Annotated in this window: 6 protein-coding genes; 4 read left to right on the top strand and 2 right to left on the bottom strand. The window is 70.1% G+C overall.

Features of this window, described 5'->3' with window-relative positions; all coding sequences use genetic code 11:
* The first annotated feature begins 635 nt into the window (after positions 1-635).
* The gene (locus HHX30_RS11400) at positions 636-2,681 is read left to right on the top strand and encodes a S9 family peptidase (RefSeq protein ID WP_169981883.1); all 2,046 of its coding nucleotides are present in this window, start codon (positions 636-638) and stop codon (positions 2,679-2,681) included.
* Positions 2,678-3,703, top strand: coding sequence for an L-glyceraldehyde 3-phosphate reductase (gene mgrA / locus HHX30_RS11395; protein ID WP_169981849.1), 1,026 nt, complete (start codon positions 2,678-2,680; stop codon positions 3,701-3,703). Before HHX30_RS11400 ends, mgrA begins: the two co-directional genes overlap by 4 nt.
* A gap of 138 nt (positions 3,704-3,841) precedes the next feature.
* On the opposite strand, the gene HHX30_RS11390 is transcribed toward mgrA, so the two are convergent.
* On the bottom strand, positions 3,842-6,247 hold the full coding sequence (locus HHX30_RS11390) for a lysylphosphatidylglycerol synthase transmembrane domain-containing protein (RefSeq protein WP_311922320.1): 2,406 nt from the start codon (positions 6,245-6,247) through the stop codon (positions 3,842-3,844).
* A gap of 49 nt (positions 6,248-6,296) precedes the next feature.
* Between HHX30_RS11390 and HHX30_RS11385 the strand changes: the two genes are divergently transcribed.
* Both HHX30_RS11385 and HHX30_RS11380 read left to right on the top strand, forming a co-directional pair.
* On the top strand, positions 6,297-6,734 hold the full coding sequence (locus HHX30_RS11385) for an RpiB/LacA/LacB family sugar-phosphate isomerase (protein ID WP_169981847.1): 438 nt from the start codon (positions 6,297-6,299) through the stop codon (positions 6,732-6,734).
* 35 nt (positions 6,735-6,769) lie between these two features.
* Entirely contained in the window at positions 6,770-8,818 is a 2,049-nt protein-coding gene (locus HHX30_RS11380; protein WP_169981846.1) for a molybdopterin-dependent oxidoreductase, read from the top strand.
* Here the strand turns inward: HHX30_RS11380 and HHX30_RS11375 are convergent.
* Positions 8,789-9,238, bottom strand: coding sequence for a GNAT family N-acetyltransferase (locus HHX30_RS11375; RefSeq protein ID WP_169981845.1), 450 nt, complete (start codon positions 9,236-9,238; stop codon positions 8,789-8,791). The two genes, HHX30_RS11380 and HHX30_RS11375, sit on opposite strands and share 30 nt — an antisense overlap.

Raw genomic sequence — 9,238 nt, 5'->3', positions numbered from 1 at the left:
TTCAAAGGAATCCGTCACCAACACCGAAGTGCTGTCATGACGGGGTCATGCATGATTTCATGCACTGGCTTTTAGCACACTGTTGAGTTCTCAAGAAACGGACGCGACCACCATCACCCAGAACCCGTCACCAGGCCCTAACGCTCCGGGGCGTTTCGCTTCGTTCGTTGTGTCTTAATCCTTCCCGACCCGCTGTTTCTTGTCAAATCCGCCCCACCGGGACCAACTTGACCCGAAACCCGCCAGTCGACAGGAATTCGACCACCCCGTTTCCGGGGCAACCCCTCTAACTTACCCGAACCCCCAGCCCGGCGCAAAACCACCGACCCAGACAACCCGGAAAGAGAGAAGGACACCGGCGACCAGCCCGCGCACAGCCAAGACAACCACCGAAGTGATCGAAGAGGAGTGCGCCGAACCGCGCCGACACCACAAGATTACCAGGGTCCGGCACTGCCATGACCCGAGTTGAAGAGAACGCCGGGAGCTCCGGGTCTATTCCCTCTCGCCACCGCCACTTCCGAGGGCTCCACCACCGGGTCCGCGAGGCCGGGTCCCGCCGCGGGTTGTCCACAGGCCGCAGCGAGGAGCCTTGGCGGGACCATGCCGAACATAGACTTTGGCGGGTGAGCGACATGCCGCCTGTAGCGAAGAAGGTCTCCCTGGAGCGCACGCATCACGGTGACACCGTGATCGACGAGTACGCGTGGCTGCTCAAGAAGGACGACCCCGACACCATCGCGTACCTGGAGGCGGAGAACGCCTACACCCAGGAGATGACCGGCCACCTGCAGGATCTCCAGGAGGTCATCTTCAAGGAGATCAAGGGCAGGACCCTGGAGACAGACCTGTCGGTGCCCACCCGCAAGGGCGCCTGGTGGTACTACTCCCGCACCGAAGAGGGCAAGCAGTACGGCATCCAGTGCCGCGTGGCCGCCGACGGCGACAGTCCGCCGCAGCTGGAGCCGGGCACGCCGCTCCCGGGCGAACAGGTGATCCTGGACGGCAACGAGCTCGCCGGCGACAGCCCGTTCTTCTCCATGGGCACGAGTTCGATCAGCCCTGACGGCACGAAGCTCGCCTACTCGACCGACTTCTCCGGTGACGAACGCTTCACCCTTCGGTTCAAGAATCTGACGACGGGCGAGCTGCTCCCGGACGAGATCCCGGGGGTCTTCTACGGCGGCGCCTGGTCGGCCGACGGCTCCACGTTCTTCTACACCACGGTGGACGAGGCCTGGCGTCCGTACCGGATCCACCGGCACACGCTCGGCTCGGCCGAGGATGTCGTCGTCTACCAGGAGGACGACGAGCGCTTCTGGGTGGGCGTAGGGCTGACCCGCAGCCAGCGCTACCTGGTGCTGACCTCGGGCAGCAAGATCACCAGCGAGGTCCGGATCCTCGACGCGGACACCCCGGACGGCGAGTTCACGGTCGTGCGGCCCCGGCGGACCGGCGTGGAGTACGCGCTGGAGCACGCGGCCGACCGCTTCCTCATCCTGCACAACGACGGCGCCGTGAACTTCGAGCTCGCCGGCGCCCCCCTCGACGATCCGGGGAGCTGGACTCCGCTGATCGAGCACAGGGACGACACCAGGCTGCTCGATGTGGACGCCTTCAAGGACTACGTCAGCGTGCACTTCCGCCGTGACGGCCTCACCGGCATCAGGATCCTGCCGGGCGACGGCGGCGAGCCGTACGAGATCTCGTTCCCGGAGCCGCTGTACGACGTGGCGCCGACCGGCAACGCGGAGTTCGAGACCGGCCGGCTTCGCCTCAGCTACACCTCGATGGTGACGCCGCCGTCGGTCTACGACTATGACCTGCGGTCCGGCGAGCTGATCCTGCTGAAGCAGAGGGCGGTGCTCGGCGGCTACGACCCGGCCGACTACGAGCAGTTCCGCGAGTGGGCCACCGCTCCGGACGGCACCCGGATCCCGCTCTCGATCGTGGTCCGGAAGGACACGAGCCGGCCCGCCCCCACCCTGCTCTACGGCTACGGCAGCTACGAGTCGTCCATCGATCCCTACTTCTCGGTGGCCCGGCTCTCGCTGCTCGACCGGGGGTTCGTGTTCGCGATCGCCCACGTGCGCGGAGGCGGCGAGATGGGCCGCCGGTGGTACGAGGACGGCAAGCTGACCAGGAAGAAGAACAGCTTCACGGACTTCGTGGCGTGCGCGCGGCATCTCAAGGCCGGGGGCTGGTCCGATCGGATCATCGCCAGGGGCGGCTCGGCCGGTGGCCTGCTCGTGGGCGCGGTCGCCAACCTGGCACCGGAGGAGTTCACAGGGATCGTCGCCGAAGTCCCGTTCGTGGACGCGCTGAACACGATCCTCGACCCGTCGCTGCCGCTCACGGTGACCGAGTGGGACGAGTGGGGTGATCCGCTGCACGACCCCGAGGTCTACGCGTACATGAAGACCTACTCGCCCTACGAGAACGTCGACGGCCGGACGTACCCGGCGATCCTGGCGACCACCAGCCTGAACGACACGCGGGTGCTCTACCACGAGCCGGCCAAGTGGATCGCCCGGCTCCGCGCCACCGCTCAGGGCGGCCCGTTCCTGCTGAAGACCGAGATGGGCGCCGGCCACGGAGGCCGCAGCGGCCGTTACGACGCCTGGCGTGAGGAGGCGTTCGCGCTCTCCTGGATCCTCGACCGAGTTGGAGTGACCGAGTGAGCTATGTGGCAGCCGAGGGCCGGTACGGGCCCATGCCGTACAACCGGACCGGGCGGAGCGGGCTGAGGCTGCCCGCGGTGTCGCTGGGGTTGTGGCACAACTTCGGCGACGACAAGCCGATCGAGACCCAGCGGGCCATCCTCCGCCGGGCCTTCGACCGTGGAGTCACCCACTTCGACCTCGCCAACAACTACGGTCCGCCGTACGGCTCCGCGGAGATCAACTTCGGGCACGTCTACCAGCAGGATCTCGCCAGGTACCGCGACGAGCTGGTGATCTCCACCAAGGCGGGGTACGACATGTGGCCCGGCCCGTACGGCAACTGGGGGTCGCGCAAGTATCTGCTCGCGAGCCTCGACCAGTCGCTGAAGCGGATGGGCCTCGACTACGTGGACATCTTCTACAGCCACCGCTTCGATCCGGAGACGCCCCTGGAGGAGACCATGGGGGCGCTCGCCCACGCGGTCCGCTCGGGCAAGGCGCTCTACGCGGGCATCTCGTCCTACTCCCCGGAGCGGACCCGGCAGGCCGCGGCGATCCTGCGGGACATGGGCACCCCGCTGCTCATCCACCAGCCCTCCTACTCGATGCTCAACCGGTGGATCGAGAACGGACTGCTCGACGTGCTTGAGGAGGAGGGCGCGGGCTGCATCGCGTTCTCCCCGCTGGCGCAGGGCATGCTGACCGGCCGTTACCTGAACGGCATCCCGAAGGACTCTCGGGCGGCCCAGGGCAAGTCGCTCGATCCGTCCCTGCTGACAGAGGACAGCCTGCGCCACGTCCGGCGGCTCGACGAGATCGCCCGGCAGCGTGGCCAGTCGCTGGCGCAGATGGCCCTGGCCTGGGCGCTGCGCGACTCGCGTGTGACGTCGGTGCTGATCGGCGCGAGCAGCGTCGGGCAACTCGACGACAGCCTCGACGCGACCAACCGGCTCGACTTCACCCAGGACGAGCTGGACGCGATCGACAAGGACGCCGTCGAGTGCGGCATCAACCTCTGGGCCGCATCCAGCGCGCACTGAGCGTCCACGAGTGCGGGGGCACGACGCGGGCGGCGCGTGCCCCCTGCTCGTGACCCCCTGCTTGTGACCCCCTGCTCGTGACCCCCGGCTCGTCGCCCGCGCGATCCGCCTGGCACGCGATGCCGGCGGCAGGACGGTTCAGAGGGCGTTCTGGCGCTGGAGGTAGGCGAAGGAGGCCCAGCCGGGGAGGACGGGCAGCCAGAAGGTCATCAACCGGAACAGCAGCACGGCCGAGGTGGCGACCGTGTAGGGCAGGCCGGCGACCGTGAGGCCGAGCGACAGCGACGCCTCCACCGCCCCCAGGCCGCCCGGGGTGGGAGCGGCCGAGCCGATCGCGTTGCCGGCGAGGAACACGACGGCGACCGCCGTGAAGGACACCTCGCCCCCGAAGGCGTGTACGCACGCCGCCAGGCAGATCACGAAACTGAGCGTGAGCAGCAGCGTGCCGATGACCGCCTCGGTGATCTTCCGTGGCGACTGCACGACGTCGAGCAGCCGGGGGATCACGCCCGAGAACATCGCGCGTACGCGGGAGGTGATCACCCGCCGCAGCGGCCGTACGGCGAGGACGATCAGGAAGAGCACGGCCACGCCCAGCAGCACCATCAGCAGCCCGCGCGACGGGGTGAGGGACGGCGCGGCCTGCGTTCCCGTGAGGTATCCGAACAGCAGCAGCAGCATGATGTGCATGGCCAGGCCGATGAGCTGCGACGCGCCGACGCTCGCGACGGCCGCGCCGGGCGGCACGCCGCGCTTTTGCAGGTAGCGGGTGTTGATCGCCACGCCGCCGACCGCGGCGGGCGCGACCAGCTTCACGAACGACCCGGAGAGCTGGGCCAGGACGGTGCGGCCGAGCGGTAGCGGCTCGGGGACGAACCCGCGCAGCATGATCGCCGCGGCGACGTAGCTCAGCGCGGCCGCGGCCAGCGCCACCCCGCTCCACGCCCAGTTGGCCGTGGTCACGACGGAGACCAGGTTGACCTTGCTGAGCTGGGGAAGCAGCAGGTACGCCGCGATCACGCTGAGGATGATCGTCACGAGAGTCCGGGGGCGGAACCGCTCGAGGCGTACCTCCTCCACCTCGACCTTCGGCTTCAGCGCGGTGATCTGCTCACGGATGGCGGGCAGGAGGTCCTTGTCGCGGCGGGCGGCCGTCCTGGTCTCCCGGCTCAGCGCGATCCGCTGGAGCAGCGGCATGGCCCCGGCGAGCGTGTCCTCCCCCAGCGCCTGTGCCGCCGACCTGACCGAGCGCTCGGCACCCACCCGGGTGCCGAGGTAGGCGAGGAGCTGGGCGATGTCGAGCCGCAGCAGCAGGTCGCCGGCGGCGATCTCGCCGCTGCGGGCGTCCACGAGGTGGACGTTGCGGCAGGCGTCGACGTGGATGCTCTCGCCGGTCAGGTGGCGGTGGGCCAGGCGGTGGGCGTGCAGCAGCCGGACCTGCTCCCACATCCGCGCCAGCAGTTCGTCGTCGAAGTCCTCGTCGCGCAGGTCGCCCACCGGCCGGGTGTCCACGTGCTCGTACGCGAGCAGCGCGGCCTCGGTGCCGACCTCGCTCGTGCCGAGCAGGCGCGGCACCCGCACCCCGGCGGCCTGCGCGGCGTACGCCATCAGCGCCTCGCGCTCGAGTTCGGCGCGCAGCGAGCGGATGGCCCTGCGCCGGGTCTCGCTGTTGAGCAGGAAGCGCCGCCACAGGCGGTAGATGACGCCCGCCACCTGCCGGTCGCGGTCGAGCACGGTCACGTCGATCCGCCGGTCGTCGACGAGAGCGACCAGGTAGCGGCGGCTGCCCGAGCTGTCGTCCTCCACCCGCCTGGCGCTGACCGGTGTGAACCCGAGTTTGCGCAGCGCGGCCAGCACGGCGCTGCCGGGCGGCCTGGTGTTCGCGCTGCCGATGCCGTACAACGTGCCGAACCCGACGGCGAGGCCGACGACGTAGGTGAGGATCACGCCGAGCGCGGTGACCTTGGTGGCGGTGAACAGCGCGAACACGTCGAGGCCGAGGGCGACCCACATGAGCGCCCGCCAGTGGGGACGCCGCCCCATCCGCACCGCCGTGGCGTACGCGATGGCGGGGGTGAGCACGGTGTTGAGCGGCTCGACCTCCCTGCCGCCGGTGAGCAGCTGCACCAGATCGGCCGGGCCCGCCTTGACCAGCCACTCGTCCAGCGCGTACGACACGAGCAGGGCGAGGATCGCGGCGATCAGCCCCTGGGTGACCCGCATGCCGTCGCGGTGGAAGACCCGTTCGACGGCGAACGCGACCGGGACGACCAGCACGGCGACGCCGCCCAGCAGCCCGGCGGCGGCCGACAGCACGTCGGGGGCGCGGCCCGTACCCGCCTGGACGTCGGTCTCCAGGCCGTTCAGCGTGCGCTGCAGGGCCAGAGCCAGCAGCACGACGGCGCCGAGGGCCAGCAGCGTGAGCAGGAACCGCAGTGCGTCGGAAGGACGGCGGATCCGCTGCGGCAGCAGAGGCTCGACGACGAGGACAGCTCCTTGGCCAGGAGTGTCCAGCGCTATGTCCTGCTCCTTGATGCCTCTCACCACCAGCGATTCTGTGCGATCTTCGCACTCGGTGTCCACAATTGACGGTATGCGTATATCCCTGGCCTCGGACAGCATCGACGGGATCGCGTCGGTGCTTGCGGCCGAGGTGGAACAGCGCGGCCATTCAGTCACACTCTATGGAGCACTGGCCCCCGGTGACCGGGCTGATTGGGCATGGTGCTGCTCCGCCGCCGCGAGGGACGTGGCGGAGGGCCGCGCCGACCAGGCCGTGGTCTGCTGCTGGACCGGCACCGGCGCGTCCATCGCGGCGAACAAGGTGGCGGGGGTGCGGGCGGCGTTGTGCGCCGACGCCACCACCGCCGCGGGCGCCCGCGAATGGAACGACGCCAACGTGCTCGCGCTCAGTCTCCGCCTCACCTCCCGGCAGGTTCTGACGGAGATCCTGGACGCCTGGTTCGCCGGGACGCCGAGCACCGATCCCGAGGACGCCGCGAACATCGCGTACGTCGGGGAAATCCGGTAGAGCCCGCCCGTGGCCGGCACGCTAACGTCGATGCCATGAGCACGTCGCTACCCGTCCTCGGCGCCTGTCCGCTCGACTGCCCCGACACCTGCTCCTGGGTCGTCACCGTACGCGACGGCGCGGCCGCCGGGCTGCGTGGCAACCGCGACCACCCCTACACGCGCGGGGCCCTGTGCGTGAAGGTCAACCGCTACCTGGAGCAGGTGCGGTCGCCCGACCGCGTTCTCCACCCGTTGAAGAGGGTGGGTCCGAAGGGTTCCGGCCGGTTCGAGCGGATCAGCCTGGACCAGGCGCTGTCGGAGATCGCCGCCAAGCTGGCGTCGATCGTCGAGGAGCACGGCGGCGAGGCGATCTGGCCCTACCAGGGAACCGGGACGCTCGGGTACGTCCAGGGCGAGTCGGGCAATGCGGGGCGGCGGTTCTGGAACGCCCTCGGCGCGTCCCGGCACGACCTCAACATCTGCGCGCGGGCCGGCAACGACGGGCTGCGGTACGTCAACGGGACTCCCGGCGGCATGGACCCCGAGACGTTCGCCCTGTCGCGGCTGATCCTGCTGTGGGGCACCAACACCCTGACCAGCGGCCACCACCTGTGGAAGTTCGTCCAGGACGCCCGCGCCGCCGGGGCGTACGTCGTGGCGATCGACCCCATCCGCACGCGTACGGCCGACCAGGCGGACGAGCACCTGCCGATCCGGCCGGGTACGGACGCCGCACTCGCCCTCGGCCTGCTGCACGTCGTGCTGGAGGAGGGCGCCGAGGACCGCGCGTACATCGAGGAGCACACGACCGGCTGGGACGAGTTCGAGGCCGAGATCCGCAGGCATCCCCCGGCGCTGGTGGCGGAGATCACCGGTCTCCCCGAGGAACGCATCCGCGCCCTCGGCGTACGGCTCGCGCACACCCGCCCGACCGGCATCCGGGCCACGATGGGCATCCAGCGGCACGCGGGCGGCGGGGCGGCGATGCGGGTGATCGCCTGCATCCCCGGTGTCACCGGCGACTGGCGGTACCCCGGCGGCGGGGTGGCCTACTCCACCTCGGGGTACGCCCCCGCGGGCCCCGACCCCCGCGACGACCTGCTGCCGCACCCCGTGCGTACGCTCACGATGACCCGGCTGGCCGACGGTCTGGACGAGTCGGTCAAGTGCCTGTGGGTCTACGCGGCCAACCCTCTCGGCTCCACCTCCGACCAGAACCGGATCAGGGCGGCGCTGGCGCGGGAGGACCTGTTCACGGTGGTGATGGAGCAGTTCCCGACCGACACCGTCGACTACGCCGACTACGTGCTGCCCGCCACCATGCAGATCGAGCACCTGGACGTGCACCACGGCTACGGGCACATGTACATGGTGTGGAACGAGCCCGCCGTCGAGCCGCCGGGCGAGTGCCTCTCGACGACCGAGACCTTCCGCCGGCTCGCCGTGCTGATGGGCCTGACCGAGCCGTCTTTGTACGACACCGATCTCGAACTGGCCGAGCAGACGCTCTCCCAGGTGGGCATCTCCGTGGAGGAGATCCGCAAGCAGGGCTGGGCGCGCCTCCGGGTGGCCGACCCGTTCGTGCCGTTCACCGAGGGTTTCCCGACGCCGAGCGGGCGGCTGGAGTTCGCCTCCGAGAGGGCGGAGGCCGACGGGCTGCCGCGGGTCGCCGGCTACGTCCCCTCGCTCACGGCTCGTACGGCTCCCGCCGACCGGCCGCACCCGCTCGTCATGATCACTCCGGCCGCGCACACGTTCCTCAACACGCAGTTCGCCAACAACCCGGAGCTGCGCAAGCGGTCGAAGGGCCCCACCGTGCTGGTCAACCCGGCAGACGCCGCCACCCGCGGCCTCGTGGACGGGCAGGCCGCCCGGGTCTTCAACGGCAACGGCGAGTTCAGGGCGTACGTGGAGGTCAGCGACCGGGTGGCGCCGGGGGTGGTGGCGGCGCCGAAGGGCCACTGGCCCAAGCTGTCGGCCGGCGCGAACCCCAACGCGCTCGTGGACGAGCGGGACGCCGACATGGGCCGCGGCGCGGTCTACCACGACAACTTCGTCGACGTCGCCCCGCTGTCACAAAGCGAGCTTGAACCCCTCGTGTGAGGCGGTGAAGCCGAGCGAGCCGTAGAAGCGGTGGGCCTCGGTGCGGGCCTTGTCGGACGTCAGCTGCACCAGCGCGCAGCCGCGTTCTCCGGCCCGCCCGACCGCCCACCGGATCATCTCCCGGCCGATCCCCCGGTTGCGGTGGGGCACGGCGACCCTGACCCCCTCGATCTGGGCGCGCTCGCCGCCCCGGCGGGACAGCCCGGGGATGTAGGTGAGCTGCATGGTGCCGACGATCTCGCCGCCCGACTCCACGACGATCAGCTCGTTGCGCGGGTCGGCGTCCACCGCCTCGAAGGCGGCGTGGTAGTCCGGTTCCCCCGGGGAAGCCGGCCGGGATGCCGTGATCGGGTCATCGTTGATCATCGCCACGATGACGGGGACGTCCTCACGCCGGGCCGTACGGAATTCGAGATCCAT

This window comes from Microbispora sp. H10836 (assembly GCF_012999525.1).
Classification (GTDB): domain Bacteria; phylum Actinomycetota; class Actinomycetes; order Streptosporangiales; family Streptosporangiaceae; genus Microbispora.
Note: the sequence above shows the minus strand (reverse complement) of the source record. Positions and strands in the feature narration are given on the sequence as shown.